We start from the raw sequence: 15,080 nt of genomic DNA, 5'->3' as shown, positions 1-15,080 counted from the left end.
AAGGTTGCTCGGCTATAGGCCGATTGTTGCGAATGATATGCAACAGCTTGAGTGCGGCAGGGATCAGCATGGAGTCGAGAGTAGCGGAGTTCTGGGGCGCGCCCGATCTGTCGGTTCAGATCGGCGGCGACGCGTCCGAACGCCATGACGGGGTTGCCCCCAAGGACGGGGCGGACTGGGCTTTCGGCCTCAGCACGCCGGAGCTGCGGCTGTTCACCACGGGGCTGAAGCAGCGCCTGACGCCGGGACCGGCGACTACGCTGGGCGAGCGCGTGCGTCGTTTCTTCGCTGACCTGCCCGTCGCGCCCGAAACGGATGAGCCGTCGCCGCGCCTGCTGGTCGGCGCCCTGCCGTTCGACCGCAACGCCGATGACTGCCTGTTCCTGCCCGAGCGCGCGGCCAACCGCATCTGGGACATGCCTTCCGCGGCGTCGCGCCCTTCGATCCGCGCCCTGACGCCCGAGCCGTCGCGCGCGGCCTATGAGGCGGCGGTGACGCAGGCGCTGGCGGCCATGCGCGCCTCTCAGGGCGGCGCAGAGTCGGTCGACAAGGTGGTGCTGTCCCGCAGCCTGAAGGTTCAGGGCGACGGCGTGATCGACCCCTTCGCCCTGTGGCGCGACCTGAAGGCCGACCCGACCGCCGCGCGCTTCCTGACGCCGTTGGGAGCCGGGCAGGGTGGGGCCATGCGCCGTCTGGTCGGCGCCACGCCTGAACTGCTGGCGTCCAAGCGCGGCCCGGCTGTCTTCTCTCACCCGCTGGCCGGATCGGCTCGTCGCAGCACCGACGTGGTGCAGGACGAGGCGGCGGCGCAAAGCCTGCTGGCTTCGGACAAGGACCGACGCGAACACGCCCTGGTGGTCGAGGCCATCATGGATCTGCTGGCGCCCTATTGCAGCGACCTGCGCGCCCCGCCGGGACCGGCGCTGGTCTCGACGCGGACCATGTGGCACCTGGGCACCCGTATCGAGGGGCGGCTGCATCGCCCCGATGAAACCTCCGCCGCTGAACTGGCCGCCCTGCTGCATCCGACGCCCGCCGTCTGCGGCTCGCCGCGCGATCAGGCGGCCGAGATGATTCACGCGCTTGAAGGCTATGACCGGGGCTTCTATGCCGGGGCCGTGGGCTGGACCAACGCCTTTGGCGACGGCGCGTGGTACGTCTCGCTGCGTTGCGCAGAGACGTGCGGCGATCAGGCGCGTCTCTATGCCGGGGCGGGCATTGTCGAAGGCTCCGACCCCGCCGCCGAGGCGGACGAGACGTCAGGTAAGTTCCAGGCCGTCCTGCGCGCACTGGGCGTGGATGAGGCAAGCGTATGATTCCCCTGCAACAGATCTGGCCGGACGACATGGCGGCGCGTTATCGGGCCAAGGGTTATTGGCGTGGCGAGACCTTTTCCCAACTGCTGCGCAGCCGCGCCGAGGCGCAGGGCGACGCCGTCGCCGTGGTTGGCATGGACCAGCGCTGGACCTATGGCGAACTGCTGCAAAAGGCCGAGACGGCCGCCGCCGGTTTTTTGGCGCTGGGGCTGAAGCCGGGCGACCGGGTGGTGGTGCAACTGCCGAACCTGCCCGAGTTCCTCAGCGTGATCTTCGGCCTGTTCCGGGCCAAGTTGATTCCTGTCTATGCGCTGCCCGCGCACCGCTCGACTGAGATCGTCCACTTCCTGACGCGGGCCGAGGCCTCGGCCTATGTCGTGGCCGACCGGCATGAAGGGTTCGACTATCGCGCCCTGGCCCGCATCGTTCAGGCCGAGGTTCCTGACCTGCGCCATGTGGTCGTGGTGGGTGAGGCGGAAGAGTTCGCATCCTTCGACGGTTTCCGCGCCGATCAGGCCGCCCTGCCGACGGATGACGCCGATCCGTCCGACGTGGCCTTCCTGCAGATTTCGGGCGGCTCGACCGGCCTGTCCAAGCTGATCCCGCGCACCCACGACGACTATCTCTACAGCGTGCGCGAAAGCGCCGACATCTCGGGGCTGGAGCCGGAAAGCGTCTATCTGACGGCCCTGCCGGCGGCGCATAACTTTCCGATGAGTTCGCCGGGCTATCTGGGCGCCCTCTATGTCGGGGCGACGGTGGTGATGGCGCCGTCGCCGTCGCCGGACGTCTGCTTCCCCCTGATCGCGCGCGAGGGGGTGACGATCACCGGACTGGTGCCGCCTCTGGCCCTGCTGTGGATGCAGGCGGCGGCCAAGAAGACCCACGACCTGTCCAGCCTTCAGGTGCTGCTGGTCGGCGGCGCGAAGTTCCTGCCCGAGGCCGCGCGTCGCGTGCGCGCTGAACTGGACTGCACCCTGCAACAGGTGTTCGGCATGGCCGAGGGGCTGGTCAACTACACTCGGCTGGACGACCCCGAGAGCCTGATCGTCGAGACGCAAGGGCGGCCGATCAGCCCCGACGACGAAATCCTGATTGTTGACGACGCGGGCGCGCCGGTGGCCGAGGGCGAGCCGGGCAATCTGTTGACGCGCGGCCCCTATACGATCCGCGCCTATCACAACGAAGAAGCGGCCAATGCGCGGTCCTTCACCGAGGACGGCTTCTATCGCACCGGCGACGTGGTGCGCCGCACGCCCGAGGGCTATCTGGTTGTCATGGGCCGGGCCACCGACCACATCAACCGAGCGGGCGAGAAGATCTCTGCCGAGGAGGTCGAGGATCATCTGCTGGCCCACCCGGCCGTGTTCGACGCCGCCGTGGTGTCGGTGCCCGACGACTATCTGGGCGAGCGCATCTGCGCCTTCATCATCCCCAACGGCGCCGCGCCGCGCGGCGTCGAGCTGAAGGCCTGGATGCGCAAGCGCGACATCGCCGACTTCAAGGTGCCGGACCAGATCGTCTTCGTCGAAGACTTCGCCGTGACCGCAGTCGGCAAGATCAGCCGTCGCGAACTGCGCGCGGCGCTTCGCCAGCGCATTCTGGAAGAAGAGGGCAAGGCGTGAGCGTCTCCAAAGGTCTGCCCACCGTCCCGGCCTACGCCCTGCCGACCGAGGCGGAGATTCCCGCCTCGCGCGCCCAGTGGACGCTGCAGCGTGATCGCGCCGCCCTGCTGGTCCACGATATGCAGCGCTATTTCATGCGCCCCTATGCGCCGGGCGCCGAGCCGCTGCCGGGGCTGATCGCCAACATCGCCCGCCTGATCGCGGCGGCGCGGGCGGCGGGCGTTCCGGTCTTCTATACCGCCCAGCATGGCGATCAGGATCGCCGCGACCGGGGGCTTCAGGCCGACCTGTGGGGGCCGGGGATGAGCCGTATGCCCGAGCATGAAGACATCCTGCCCGAACTGGCTCCGGCGCCGGGCGACTTCCCTCTGGTCAAGCATCGCTACAGCGCCTTCCAGCGCAGCAACCTCGAAACGCTGATGCGCGTGCGGGGGCGGGACCAACTGATCGTCTGCGGCGTCTACGCCCACATCGGCTGCCAGCTGACGGCGGCCGAGGCGTTTCAGCGGGACATTGAACCTTTCTTCGTCGCCGATGCGCTTGGCGACTTCTCGCGCGACAAGCATATGGGCGCGGTGGCCTGGGCCGCCGACACCTGCGCCGTGGCCCTTTCGACGGCGCGCGTACTGGAACGACTGACATGACCAAGCTGACCCCGCAGGACCTGACGCTGGAACGGATGCGCGCAGACATCGCCGCCGTGCTGCACGAAACGCCGGACTCCATTCTGGACGATGACAATCTGATGGATCTGGGCGTCGACTCCTTGCGCGCCCTCAACCTGTCGCTGGCGTGGAGCGAGGCCGTGCCGCTGGAGTTCAGCGAACTGGCCGAACACACCACGCTCGCAGGCTGGTGGAGCGTGGTTCAGGCGCGCCTGCGCGCCGCCGGTCACGACGCCTGACCTGACATCATGGACGACGGACGCATGGCGGCGGCGCTGGAATACCCGCTGACGGAAGCTCAATCCGGCCTGTGGTTCGCCCAGAGGCTGGACCCGGCCAACCCGATCTTCAACACGGCCCACTATCTCGACATTAGAGGCGATCTGGACGTCGAGGCCTTCCGCGCCGCTGTCGATCGGACCGCCGCCGAGGCCGAGGCCCTGTCGCTGCGTTTTGTCGAGCGAGGCGGCGAGATCTTCCAGACCCTCTACCCGACCCATCGGCCGCTGCTGCAGATCGTCGACGTATCCGCCGCCGCCGATCCGGTCGCCGAGGCCATGGGCGCCATGCGCCGCGACCATGAGACCCCGCTGGACCCGACGCGCGATCCGCTGGCCGCCAACATCCTGTTCCGTATGGGACCGCAGCATTTCCTGTGGAGCCTGCGCGTCCACCATCTGGCCACCGACGGCTTCGGCATGGCCCTGCTGACCAATCGCACAGCCGAGCTCTACAACACCGCGCGTGGCGGCCCGGCGCCTGGCCCAGTCTTCAACTCCATCGCCAAGGTGTGGGAGGAAGACGCCGCCTATCGCGTCTCCGACAAGCGCACGGCCGACGCGGCTTACTGGCGCGAGATCATGGGCGACGCGCCCGAGGTCGCCTCCCTGGCGCCGGGCAAGGCGACGACCGCCCACCGCTTCCACCGCATCGAACGCGCCCTGCCGCCGCAGGTCACGGCCCGCCTGCGCGCCCGCGCCGACGCCGGGCGCCTGTCCTGGCCCGACGTTCTGACCGCCATCGGCGCCGCCTATGTCCGCCGCTTCTCGGGCGCCGAAGAGACCGTGATCGGCGTGCCGTGGATGGGCCGCATGGGCAGCGCCTCGGCGCGCACGCCCGCCATGATCATGAACGTCCCGCCGCTGCGCCTGACGCTGGACGAGGACGCGCCGCTGGACGAGCAGTTGATCTTGGCCTCCAAGGCCCTGATCAAGACCCGCCGTCACGGCCGTTACCGCAGCGAGCAACTGCGGCGTGATCTCGGCCTGATCGGCGGAGCGCGGCGTCTGTATGGGCCGCTGGTCAACGTCCTGCCGTTCGACCTGCCGCCGCGCTTTGCGGGGCTGGACACGACGCTGAAGGTGCTGGGCACCGGCCCGGTCGACGACATCAGCTTCACCTTCCGCGGCGACGCCGCCCCGGCCCTGACGCTGGAAGTCGACGCCAACCCCGACCTTTATACGCTGGACGAAGCCGCCGCCCACGCAGAGCGTCTGGCCGCCTTCCTCACCAACGCGCTGGACGCCGAGACGCTGGGCGAAGTCCCCATCGCCACGCCGAACGAGGCCGTGCGCGAACTGGAAGCCTTCAACGCCACCGCCCACCCGGTTCCCGACACGACGCTGACCGCCCTGCTGGAGGCGGCGATGAAGGCGACGCCGGACGCCCCGGCCCTGACCTTCGGCGAGCAGACCCTGACCTACGCCGAGCTGGACCGTCGCACGGCGGCGCTGGCCTCGGCGCTGTCGGCGCGCGGCGTGGGGCGCGAGAGCCTCGTGGCCGTGGCCCTGCCGCGTTCGCTGGAGCTGGTGATCGCGCTTGTCGCCACCCTGCGGGCGGGCGGCGCCTATCTGCCGCTGGATCTGGAGCATCCCGCCGAGCGCATCGGCGCCATCGTCCGCGCCGCCGGGCCGAGCGTTGTGCTGGCCCATGACGACATCGGCGGCGCCTTCGGCGAGGCCCTGCTGGCGCCCGCCGACTGGCCCCTGGACGGGGCTGCGCCTGCCGTGGCGCAAGGCGGCGAGGACGCCGCCTATGTCATCTACACCTCGGGGTCCACCGGTGATCCCAAGGGGGTGCTGGTCGAGCATCGGGCCATCGTCAACCGTCTGCTGTGGATGCAGGCTGAATACGGCATCGGCGCCCACACCCGCATCCTGCAGAAGACGCCCGCGACCTTCGACGTCTCGGTGTGGGAGTTCTTCCTGGCGCTGATCTCGGGCGGCGAACTGGTCGTGGCCCCGCCCGGCGCGCACCGCGATCCGGCGGCCATCGCCGGGCTGATCCGCCGCCATGCCATCACCGACCTGCACTTCGTTCCCTCCATGCTGTCGGCCTTTCTGGCCGATCCGGCGGCCAAGGGGATCGCTGTCGCCCACGTCTTCTGCAGCGGCGAGGAGTTGCCCGCCGAACTGCGCGACCGTTTCCACCAGACGGTGAGCGCCGAACTGCACAACCTCTACGGCCCGACCGAGGCGGCGGTGGACGTCAGCTATTGGGCCGCCGGGCCGGACGATACGTCCCGCCCCATGCCCATCGGCTGGCCGGTGTGGAACACGCGGCTGGTCATTCTGGACGAGCGCCTGCGTCCCGTGGCGCCCGGCATGGGCGGCCATCTGCATCTGGGCGGGGTGCAACTGGCGCGCGGCTATCTGAACCGGCCCGATCTGACCGAGGACCGCTTCATTCCCGATCCGCACCATCCGGGCCAGCGCCTGTATCGCACCGGCGACGTGGCGCGCAGGCGGGCGGATGGGGCGGTGGTCTATCTGGGCCGCAGCGACCATCAGGTGAAGATCCGCGGCCTGCGCATCGAACTGGGCGAGATCGAAGCCGCCGTCATCGCCAGTGGCCTGGCGCGCGAGACGGTGGTGCTGGCGCGCGAGGACCGCCCTGGTGAGCGCCGCCTGGTCGCCTATCTGGTCCCGGCCGAGGGCTACGACCCCGCCGCGCTGAAGGCGAAGCTGGCTGCGCGCCTGCCTGACTATATGGTGCCCGCCGCCATCGTGGCGCTGGACGCCCTGCCGACGACCTCCAACGGCAAGCTGGACCGCAAGGCGCTGCCCGCCCCGGTGTTCGAGGCTGCTGCGGGCCGGGCGGCCGAGACGCCGACCGAAAGGATCATCGCCGAACTGTTCGCTGCGACGCTGGGCCGGGCGGAATCAGCGGGCGCCGACGACGACTTCTTCACCCTGGGCGGCGACTCCCTGCTGGCGGTGCATCTGATGATGCTGATCCGCGAGCGGCTGGGGCGCGATCCAGGGCTGGGCGCCCTGTTCGACCGACCGCGCGTGGCGGAACTGGCCGCCCTGATCGACGCTGAGGCGCTGGACTTCGACAACGGGCTGGGCGTGCTGATCCGTCTGGCCGAGGGCGATCCGGCCCTGCCGCCGCTGTTCCTGATCCATCCGGCGGGGGGGCTGTCGTGGGGCTATCGGACGCTGGCGCGCGCCCTGTCGCCGCGCCGCACGGTGTGGGGCGTGCAGTCGCCCGCGCTGGACCCGCAGAACGGCCTGCCGGACGGGATCGACGCGCTGGCGTCGGTCTATGTCGATCACATTCTGGCGCTGGGCGCGCCGGGGCCGGTCCACATCGCAGGCTGGTCGGTCGGCGGCATCATCGCGCAGGCGGCAGCGGTCGAGCTGGAGCGGCGCGGCGTCAAGGTCGGGCTGATGGCCATGCTGGACTCCTATCCGGCCGAGTGCTGGCGCGCCGAGCCGGAGCCGGACCCTGTTGACGCCATGCGCGCCCTTCTGGCCATCGCCGGATACGACCCGACACAGTATCCCGACTTACGCAGCCGCGCGGCCATCCTCGCCTTCCTGAAGGCGGGCGACAGCGCGCTGGGCGGTCTGCCCGAGGCGGCGCTGGACGGGGTGATCCGCGTGGTGCTGGACACCAACCGTCTGGTGCGTGAACACCATCACAAACCCTTCGGCGGCCGCACCACCCACGTCCGCGCGGCGCTGGATCACAAGGAGCGCGACCTGACGCCCGGCCTGTGGCGCCCTTACGCCGCCGATCTGGACGTGGTCGAGGTTCCCTTCCTGCATCCGCAACTGACCGGCCCGGCGGCGACGGCTCTGATCGCCCCTGCGCTCGACGCCCGCATGACCGCCTTCGAGGAGACCGCACGATGAGAGACAGCGGACTGTCCGGCCGTCTGGCCCTAGTCACGGGCGCGGGCGGCGGCATCGGCGCCGCCGTGGTGCGGCTGCTGGTTGAGGAGGGCGCGCGCGTGGTCGCCACCGACCTGCCGTCCACCGCCCTGTCGGGTCTGGCCTTCCTGAACGGCGTGCGAGTCGAGCCGCTGGACGTGTCCGACGGCGCGGCGGTCGAGGCCCTGTTCGAGCGCATCGAGGCCGAGGACGGCCCCATCGACTTCGTCGCCAGCGTGGCGGGCGTCCTGTCCAATGTGACGGTGGATCAGACCTCCGACGCCGAATGGCGCCGCGTCTTTGCGGTCAATGCGGACGGGGTCTTCCATCTGGGCCGCGAGGTTTCGCGGCGGATGGGCGAGCGCAGCAAAGGCGCCTTCGTCACCGTTAGTTCCAACGCGGCGGGCGTGCCGCGTCATGCGATGGCGGCCTATGCGGCGTCCAAGGCGGCGGCGACCATGTTCACCCGCTGTCTGGGGCTGGAACTGGGGCCGAAGGGCGTCCGCTGCAACATCGTCGCCCCCGGTTCGACCCTGACGCCGATGCAGACCGGGATGTGGGCCGATGAGGACGGCGCCGCCCGCGTCATCGCCGGCTCGCCCGAGACGTTCAAGGCGGGCATTCCGCTGCAGAAGCTGGCGACGCCTGAGGACATCGCCGAGGCGGTGGTCTTCCTGCTGTCCGACCGCGCCGCCCACATCACCATGACCGACCTCTACGTCGACGGCGGGGCCACGCTGCGCGCCTGATCCCGCCGCTCAGACCTGCCTTCAGGGCAGCTTCGCCTCGACGATCCGGGCGAAGACCGAGGCCACGTTCGGCAGCAGGTCGTCGTTGAAGTCATAGGCTGTCTGGTGGACCATCGTCCCGCCCTGGCCGACGAAGAAATAGGCCCCCGGCGCGATCTGCAGCATATAGGCGAAGTCGTCGGTGAACGGGTACGGCTTCAAGTCGCGGTGCACCTTGTCCGCGCCGAACACGCCGCCGGCCGCAGTCGCCGCCACATCGGCCTGAGCCGCAGCGTTGAAGACGGGCGGCACGCCCGCCGTCTCGCGCACCGTGACGGTGCAGCCGGTCATGACGCCGACGCCCGCGCAGATGTCCTGAAGCTTCTGCCACATGGTCTCGATTACGTCGGACGAGGTGGCGCGCAGGGTGCCCGCCAGACTGGCTTCGTGCGGCACAACGTTGTGCGACGATCCGGCCTGAAGCTTGGTGACGGTGATCAGGGCGGGCTCCATCGGATCGACGTGACGGCCGACGATGGACGAGATTTCCGAGGCCACGCGCACGGCGGCCTGAACGGGGTCTTTGGTCTTGTGCGGGGCGGCGCCGTGGCCGCCGACGCCCTGAATGTCGATCTCCCACACCTTATAGCCGTTCATGGTCGGGCCGGTGTGGACCGCCGCCTCGCCCAGCGGCAGCAGCGGCATGTTGTGATAGCCATAGACCTCGTCGCACGGATAGCGGTCGAACAGGCCGTCCTCGATCATGGCGACGGCGCCCAGACCCGTCTCTTCCGCCGGTTGGAAGATCAGCACCACGCGGCCGCGCGCAGGCGGGTTGGCGGCCAGATGGCGCGCCACGCCCAGCAGGGTTGCCGTATGGCCGTCGTGGCCGCAGGCGTGCGAGACGCCCGGCTTGGTCGAGGCGTGGGGTACGTTGCTGTCGTCGTTCATGGGCAGGGCGTCCATGTCGGCGCGCAGGCCGATGGACGGGCCGGGCTCGCGCCCTTCGATGACGGCGACCACGCCCTCGCCGCCGATGCCGCCCTCGGGCTTCAGGCCCAGCCCTTCCAGCACGTCGAACACCAGCTTGGCGGTGCGCGATTCCTGACCCGACAGTTCCGGATGGGCGTGGATATCCCGCCGCCAGGCGGTCATGTCAGCAGCCAGGGCGGCGAGGGCAGGCAAGGGCGTCATGGGGTCGCGCATCCGTCGAAAAGGGGAGGCGGCGAGGTTAGCATCGCCGCATCTGAAACGACATAGCGTGCGTTTCAGAGCGCGCCGGACCGATTGGCCTGACGCTCCGGTTCGTTTAAGCTGGAGGCATGAGCCAGAAACGTCTTTTCCACACGGTCGCCGACCAGATTCTCCAGCTCATCGCCGATGAGGGGTATGGGCCTGGCGCCAAACTGCCCGGCGAGCGCGAGCTGGCTGAACGTTTCGGCGTCAGTCGCGTCACCGTACGTGAGGCGGAGGTGGCGCTGCAGGCCCAGGGCAAGCTGGCGATCAAGACCGGGTCCGGCGTCTTCGTCTGCTCCGCGCCGCAGCCGGCCGGCGCCTTGCCTGCGGTCAGCCCGTTCGAAGTCACCGAGGCGCGCTCTCTCTTCGAATCCGAAGCGGCCGCCCTGGCCGCCTCGGTTATCACCGACGAAGCCTTGGCCAGGTTGGACTATTTGGTCGAGGCCATGGGCGGGACGAATCCCGATCTGGACCCTGACGCCGCCGATCGCGAGTTTCATCGCGTGATCGCCGCTTCGGCCAACAACGCCGCTGTTCTGCATACCATTGAGACCCTGTGGCGGATGCGGACGGAGGTTCCTTCGGTGAGCGCCGCCCACCAGGCGGTCTGCGAGATCGACGATTCGTCGCGCGTGGATGAGCATGCGGCCATCCTCAACGCCTTGAAGGCGCGTGATCCGGCGGGGGCGCGGCGCGCCATGCGGACCCACTTCAACCGTCTGCTGGCGGCCATGCTGGACGCCAGCGCCGCCTCGGCGCTTGAGGCCTTGGAGCGTCAGATGGCGGCCAGCCGAGAGCGCTTCCTGATTAGCACTCATTCAGTTTAGACCAATTGGTATAGTTTTTAGTTCTTTTTCTTATGACCAAGAGGTTGCCTTTGGTGGCCTGACTGATAGCTTTCTCCTGCGGATGCGAAACCGCGAACAAGTCTGCGCCAAAGCGGACCGGAGGGGGAGGCGATCATGTTGTCGAGATTGGCGTTTGCGGCCGCCCTGCTGTGGGCGGGGGCGGCGACCGCCCAGACCACGACCCTGGTGGCGACGCCGGCGGAGTATCAGCGGGTTCTGCGCGACGTTAAGCCTGGCGACGTCATCGTCCTGAAGGACGGGGTGTGGCGCGACTTCCAGATCCTGTTTGAGGCTGAAGGTCGGGCTAACCAACCGATCACCCTGACGGCTCAGACGCCAGGCGGGGTGGTTCTGTCAGGCCAATCCAACCTGAGGCTGGCGGGCAGTCAGCTGGTGGTGTCCAACCTGGTCTTTCGCGATGGCTGGTCGCCGACGGGTGAGGTGGTGGCCTTCCGTCGCTCTAAGGAGCGTCGGGCCGTGGACAGCCGCGTCACGGGCCTGGTGATCGACGGCTACAACAAGCCGGATCGGGCCACTTCGGACAATTGGGTGGCGCTGTACGGCCACGACAACCGCTTCGACCACAACCATCTGGTCGGGAAGAACAACGTCGGCACCACTCTGGTCGTCGTACGCGACGAGCAGCAGGGGCTCGATAACCGCCACCGCATCGACCATAACTATTTCGGCCCGCGTCCCAACCTGGGGTCCAACGGCGGCGAGACCCTGCGTGTGGGGACCAGCGCAGACTCCCTGTCGGCCTCCAACACCGTGGTCGAGAACAATTGGTTCGAGGGCGCTGACGGCGAGGTCGAGATCGTCTCGAACAAGTCGGGCGGCAACACCTATCGCGGCAACGTCTTCCACCACTCGCGCGGATCCATGGTTCTGCGCCACGGCGACGGTAACCTGGTCGAGAACAACGTGTTCCTCGGCGGGGGCAAGCCGCACACCGGCGGCGTCCGCGTCATCAACCGCAACCAGACGGTGCGGAACAACTACATGGAGGGGATCACCGGCGACGGCTTCACCGCCGCGTTGAGCGTGATGCACGGTGTCCCCGATTCTCCGATCAACCGCTACCATCAGGTCGTCGGCGCCGTGATCGAGAACAACACCATCATCGACGCGCGCAGCCTCTTTCTGGGCGCAGGCATGGACGCCGAGCGCTCGGCCCCGCCGATCGACAGCCGCTTTGCGCGCAACCTGATCGTCAATGTGGACGGGCGTGATCCGATGCGGAGGCTGGGCGACCTGTCGGGCGTCGCCTTCTCGGACAATGTCCAGGCGCGCGATGTTATCCTGGTGCGCGGAGCGAACGGCCTGCTGGTTCCCGAAACGCAGCAAGTCGCGGGCGCCTCGCCCGACCTGGTCATGATCCCGCGCGCCGAGACGGGCGTGGCCTGGTATCCCAAGGATGTTCAGACCGTGCGCCTGGACCAGGGCGCCGAGATCGTCGTCGGCCCGAGCGAAGGCGCGCTTGAGGCCGCCGTCGCCGCGGCCCGTCCGGGCGACGTGCTGGTGCTGGCGCCCGGTCGTTATGCGGTCGAGCGGACCCTGGCGGTCGGCGCGCCGTTGACCGTGCGGGGCTCGGGGCAGGGGCGGGTCGAGATCGCCTTCTCTCGTCCCTCGCTGTTCGAGGTGGCCAAGGGCGGATCGCTGAAGCTGGCGGGCCTGTCGGTGACCGGCGCCGACGCTCCGGACGAGACGGGCAATGCGGTGATCCGCGTGGCGCCCGGCTCCAGCGCGGCCAACTTCGATCTGGTGCTGGAAGACGTCGAGGTTCGCGACCTGACGGTCAATCGCGGCTTCAACCTGATCGCCCTGGGCAAGGGCGTCATGGCCGACCGGGTGCTGCTGCGCGACGTGCGGGCGGACAACATCACCGGCTCGGTGATCTCGGCAGCCGCCGAGACGGATGACCGGGGCACCTACAACGCCGAACTGGTGCAGATCGAAGGCGGCGCCTTCAGCCGCATCGGCGGTCCGGTCGTCGACCTCTATCGCGGCGGCACGGACGAGAGCACTTTCGGGCCGCGCCTGGTGATCAGGGGGGCAAGCTTCGAACGGGTCGGCTCATCTGAGCGGCCGTCAATCCTGATGCGCGGCGTCCAGCACGCCGAACTGGTCGACAACACCCTGACGGACAGCGGCGCGATCAGCTTCTCCCACCGCGTCGGCGAGCCTGTGCTGGCCGTGGCCGGGAACCGCCTGGTCCGCACGCCCGAGATGCAAACCGACATCGCGCCCACCGCGGCGACGGAGGAATTCTGATGCTGCGCGCCCTGCCTCTGACCGCCCTGCTGCTCGCCGGCGGCGCCCTGAGCGCCCAGGCGGCGACCGCCCCGGCGCCGCTGGCCGTCGCCTCGGCATCGGCCGAGACCGTGCCGGTGCTGACCACGTCCGAGGAATGGCGGCGGATGGCCGAGGCCGGGTCCGCCTATCCCCTGTTCGCCGTCGAGCGCGAACGGGTCGAGGCTCTGGTTCGCGCGGCCATGGCTCAGGGCGTGAACGTGCCCACGCCGCGCGATCCCGGCGGCGGCTTCACCCATGAGCAGCACAAACGGAACTATCAGGCCATCTACAACGCCGGGGCCCTGTATCGCCTGACCGGCGACAAGGCCTATGCCGACTTCGCCCGCGACCTGCTGCTGGAATACGCCAAGCTCTATCCGACGTTGGGGGCCCATCCGGCGGGGCGGGGGCAGATCCCCGGCCGCCTGTTCTGGCAGACGCTGAACGACTCCGTCTGGCTCGTCTATTCGATCCAGGGCTATGACGCGATCCGCGAGACCCTGACCGTCGAGGAGCGTCGCCGCATCGACGTCGACGTCTTCCGTCGCATGGCCAGCTTCCTGTCGGCGGAGACGCCCGAGAATTTCGAGCGCATCCACAACCACGCCACCTGGGCCGTCGCCGGCGTCGGCATGACTGGCTATGTGCTGCGCGACCGCGACTTGTCCGACAAGGCGCTGACGGGGCTGAAGAAGGACGGCTCGGCCGGCTTCCTGACCCAGATCGACCAGCTCTTCTCGCCCGACGGCTATTACGAAGAGGGGCCCTATTATCAGCGCTACGCCCTGGCGCCCTTCATCATCTTCGCCGGGGCCATCGACCGCAATGAGCCGGGACGCGGCATCTTCCAACGCCGCGACGGGGTCCTGCTCAAGGCCGTGGATACGCTGATCCAGTCCAGCTACGGCGGCTATTTCATCCCGATCAACGACGCCATCCTCGACAAGGGACTGGACACCGAGGAGCTCGTCACCGGCGTCGCCTCCGTCTATGCGCGCACCCAGGACGCAGGGCTGCTGTCCATCGCGCAGCGGCAGGGGCGGACCATCCTGTCGCCGGAGGGCCTGAAGGTGGCCGAGGCGGCGGCTTCGGGCGCGGCGCAGCCCTACGCCTTCCGTTCGGTGTTGCTGAGCGACGGCCCCGACGGGACGCGAGGCGCGCTGGCGATTTTGCGTGCGGGCGGCGAGGACGGTCAGGCCCTGGTCCAGAAGGCGACGGCCATGGGCATGGGCCATGGCCATTTCGACAAGCTGAACTGGCTCTTCTACGACAACGGTCAGACGGTGGTGACGGACTACGGCGCCGCGCGCTTCCTCAATATCGAGGCCAAGGCCGGCGGCATCTACCTGCTCGAGAACAACAGCTGGGCCAAGGCGACGGTCGCCCACAACACCCTGGTGGTGAACGAGCGCAACCAGTTCGGCGGCCAGTGGCAGACGGGCGAGGATCACCCGCCCCAGGTCCTCTTCTTCGACAAGGCCGAGAGGACGCAGATCGTCTCGGCGCGCCAGGCGGGGGCCTATGACGGGGTGATGTTCACGCGCACCCAGGCCCTGGTCGAACATCCCGAACTGGAGCGGCCGGTCGTCATCGACCTGCTGCGCGTCTCCGGCGAGCGCCCGGCGCGCTATGACCTGCCGCTGCACTACAACGGCCACATCATGAAGCTGGGCTTCGAGGCTGAGCGCGCGGTGGCGGATCGCCCCGTCCTGGGTGCGGCCGACGGCTATCAGCACCTGTGGGTCGACGCCGTCTCCCAGCCTTCGCAGGACAGCCGCAGCCTGACCTGGCTGCTGGACGGTCGCTTCTACACCTGGCGCTTCGCCTCGAGCGTTCCGGCCCAGGCCATCCTGGCCGAAAGCGGCGCCAACGACCCGGACTTCAACCTGCGCCGCGAGCCGGCCCTGATCCTGCGGGCCGACGGCCAGAAGGCCGCGACCTTCGTCGGTGTGCTGGAGCCGCACGGCCGCTACGACGGCCGGGCCGAAACCGTGGTCGGCGCCGACAGCGTCATCCGCGACCTGCGCAGCGTGCGGGGCGCCGACGCCGAGGTGGTCGTCGTGACCCTCGCCTCGGGCAAGACGGTGGTCCTGGGCGTCGCCGACGATCCGTCGGCCAGCGCCGCCCACGTCGTCACGGCGAACGATCGGACCTGGCGTTGGACCGGGCCCTGGGCGCGACTGGATCAATAGAGAGGCCGGCGCCGCGCG

Annotated in this window: 10 protein-coding genes; 9 read left to right on the top strand and 1 reads right to left on the bottom strand. The window is 69.1% G+C overall.

What is annotated here, in order from left to right:
- The first annotated feature begins 68 nt into the window (after positions 1-68).
- From AC3IPP_RS13490 to AC3IPP_RS13465, 6 genes are read left to right on the top strand one after another with little or no spacing between them, the layout of a single operon-like run.
- Positions 69-1,316: an isochorismate synthase gene (locus tag AC3IPP_RS13490; protein ID WP_489149331.1), complete on the top strand. Its 1,248-nt coding sequence runs from the start codon at positions 69-71 to the stop codon at positions 1,314-1,316.
- Positions 1,313-2,941, top strand: a complete 1,629-nt coding sequence (locus AC3IPP_RS13485; RefSeq protein WP_489149330.1) for a (2,3-dihydroxybenzoyl)adenylate synthase — start codon at positions 1,313-1,315, stop codon at positions 2,939-2,941. The genes AC3IPP_RS13490 and AC3IPP_RS13485 overlap by 4 nt, the downstream gene beginning before the upstream one ends.
- Positions 2,938-3,585, top strand: coding sequence for an isochorismatase family protein (locus AC3IPP_RS13480; RefSeq protein ID WP_489149329.1), 648 nt, complete (start codon positions 2,938-2,940; stop codon positions 3,583-3,585). The genes AC3IPP_RS13485 and AC3IPP_RS13480 overlap by 4 nt, the downstream gene beginning before the upstream one ends.
- Complete coding sequence (locus tag AC3IPP_RS13475) at positions 3,582-3,845, top strand: phosphopantetheine-binding protein (protein ID WP_003167400.1); 264 nt, start codon at positions 3,582-3,584, stop codon at positions 3,843-3,845. Before AC3IPP_RS13480 ends, AC3IPP_RS13475 begins: the two co-directional genes overlap by 4 nt.
- 9 nt (positions 3,846-3,854) lie before the next feature.
- Complete coding sequence (locus AC3IPP_RS13470; RefSeq protein WP_489149328.1) at positions 3,855-7,745, top strand: amino acid adenylation domain-containing protein; 3,891 nt, start codon at positions 3,855-3,857, stop codon at positions 7,743-7,745.
- Positions 7,742-8,512 carry a 2,3-dihydro-2,3-dihydroxybenzoate dehydrogenase gene (locus AC3IPP_RS13465; protein ID WP_489149327.1) on the top strand — a complete coding sequence of 257 codons (771 nt, stop codon included), beginning with the start codon at positions 7,742-7,744 and terminating at the stop codon, positions 8,510-8,512. Before AC3IPP_RS13470 ends, AC3IPP_RS13465 begins: the two co-directional genes overlap by 4 nt.
- Before the next feature lie 21 nt (positions 8,513-8,533).
- Here AC3IPP_RS13465 and AC3IPP_RS13460 read toward each other — a convergent pair whose 3' ends face one another.
- Entirely contained in the window at positions 8,534-9,685 is a 1,152-nt protein-coding gene (locus AC3IPP_RS13460) for an amidohydrolase (protein WP_489149326.1), read from the bottom strand.
- Between the two features lie 128 nt (positions 9,686-9,813).
- On the opposite strand from AC3IPP_RS13460, the gene AC3IPP_RS13455 reads away from it, so the two are divergent.
- The 3 genes from AC3IPP_RS13455 (at position 9,814) to AC3IPP_RS13445 (ending at position 15,062) form a co-directional block, all read left to right on the top strand.
- Positions 9,814-10,554 carry a FadR/GntR family transcriptional regulator gene (locus AC3IPP_RS13455; RefSeq protein WP_489149325.1) on the top strand — a complete coding sequence of 247 codons (741 nt, stop codon included), beginning with the start codon at positions 9,814-9,816 and terminating at the stop codon, positions 10,552-10,554.
- Between the two features lie 135 nt (positions 10,555-10,689).
- Positions 10,690-12,849, top strand: a complete 2,160-nt coding sequence (locus AC3IPP_RS13450) for a polysaccharide lyase 6 family protein (RefSeq protein ID WP_489149324.1) — start codon at positions 10,690-10,692, stop codon at positions 12,847-12,849.
- Positions 12,849-15,062: an alginate lyase family protein gene (locus AC3IPP_RS13445; RefSeq protein WP_489149323.1), complete on the top strand. Its 2,214-nt coding sequence runs from the start codon at positions 12,849-12,851 to the stop codon at positions 15,060-15,062. Before AC3IPP_RS13450 ends, AC3IPP_RS13445 begins: the two co-directional genes overlap by 1 nt.
- The last annotated feature ends 18 nt before the right edge of the window (positions 15,063-15,080 follow it).

This window comes from Brevundimonas sp. KH_060, assembly GCF_057838275.1.
This window is presented reverse-complemented; position numbering and strand designations above follow the sequence as displayed.